The sequence below is a fragment of the Pontibacterium sp. genome (assembly GCF_041587635.1).
Classification (GTDB): domain Bacteria; phylum Pseudomonadota; class Gammaproteobacteria; order Pseudomonadales; family Balneatricaceae; genus Pontibacterium.
This window is the reverse complement of the sequence record NZ_JBFGYC010000733.1, coordinates 1-1,400: the sequence shown is the minus strand read 5'-3', so window position 1 is coordinate 1,400 and position 1,400 is coordinate 1. Positions and strand designations below refer to the sequence as shown.

Genomic DNA, 1,400 nt, shown 5'->3' with positions numbered 1-1,400 from the left:
TTAGCATACGTGGCATTACAAATGAATCAGAAGAGCCTGATGGAGCGATTATCCCTGAATATGGAAGGCAGAGTGGTTTTTAAAAAGGTAAAAGGCAGGGGATTTACGCTGGTCGAGTTAATGATCACGTTGGCGATCCTCGCAATATTGATGACCGTTGCGGTACCGAATTTTGGTTTGTTTGTACAGACTGGACGAATGGACACGATTCAAAACCGGTTGGTGGCCAGTTTGGCACAAGCGAGGTCTGAAGCAATTCGTCGGGGTGGAGATGTCACTGTGACCTTTACCGTTTCCGCTTCCGGTGGGCGTGTTACCCAGTGGCTGTCGAAAGATGAAGATGGTGATTCGATTCGTCAGGAATCCGGGTCTGATGCCAACGTATCACTGACTCTGCCTGCCGATCAGACTACCGTAGTCTTTACGAGAGATGGTGAACTAAGTTCGGCAAGTAACGTCTGTTTTGTCGTGGATGATGGTGATAATGCAACAGATGTGCGATACGTGCAGCTGAACGCGGTTGGCCGTGCCCGGGCCTGGGATGGAGAAGCGAATGATGCGGTATGCGGTAGTGGAAGCTGAGCGCGGTTACACCCTGATTGAGGTGCTGGTGGCACTGCTGGTGATCTCGCTGGGCCTGTTGGGAATGGCCAGCCTTCAGGTGACGGGGCTTAAACAGAACCAGAATGCTTATATACGTAGCCAAGTTTTGGTTGCTACTCAAGACATTGTCGGGCGGATGCGGGCAAATAAAACGGGTGTGTTGAACGGCGATTATTTCGAAGCGGCGTCCGATGATCTGATCAACAAGATTGATACGTCCTGTGAAAGCGCTGTCTGTACAGCAGCAGAGCTGGCGACCTACGACCTGAATAATTGGAAATACCGTCTACAGCAAGAAGCCAGCGGGGGCGGCTGTATTACGCGGGCACTTGCTGACAAAGATAGCGATAAAAAAGGATCAGTCAGCGATCTGGCTGAGTTTTGTACAAATAGTAATGATCAAAGCAAACCGGTGGTTGTATATGTTTGGTGGAATGACTCCCGGTATAAAAACAAGGAAGAAGCTAAAGATAGCAGCAAGGATATTCAGGTTATCGCGTTGAGTGTGGAAATATGATCAAGCGCCATGGAATTCATATGAAATATCAGAAAGGTCTGTCTCTGATAGAGCTGATGATCGCTCTAGTGATTGGTTTGTTGCTGGTGGCTGCTACCGTCCAGATGTTTGTGGGTAGTCGTGTCACTTATAGCATGCAAAACGAGTTGGCCAAAGTTCAGGAAAATGCCCGTTTTGCTATGAATTTCATTAGCCGGGATTTGCGTATGGCGGGATATATCGGCTGTACCAAATACCTCTCTATTGCGAATACACTGCGTGATACTGCAAATGGGGATAC

Annotated in this window: 3 protein-coding genes; all 3 read left to right on the top strand. The window is 48.4% G+C overall.

What is annotated here, in order from left to right:
• Nucleotides 1–582, top strand: a 582-nt coding sequence (locus ABYW01_RS21265; protein WP_372836599.1) for a GspH/FimT family pseudopilin, incomplete at its 5' end; no start/stop codon positions are given.
• The gene (gene pilV, locus ABYW01_RS21260; protein ID WP_372836597.1) at nucleotides 554–1,120 is read left to right on the top strand and encodes a type IV pilus modification protein PilV; all 567 of its coding nucleotides are present in this window, start codon (nucleotides 554–556) and stop codon (nucleotides 1,118–1,120) included. The genes ABYW01_RS21265 and pilV, both read left to right, overlap by 29 nt.
• Before the next feature lie 20 nt (nucleotides 1,121–1,140).
• Nucleotides 1,141–1,400: PilW family protein (locus ABYW01_RS21255; protein WP_372836595.1), on the top strand; the 260-nt coding region annotated here is incomplete at its 3' end.

Coding starts and splice junctions, on each gene's coding strand:
- pilV (WP_372836597.1), top strand. CDS start 554: ATGATGCGGTATGCGGTAGTGGAAGCTGAGCGCGGTTACACCCTGATT.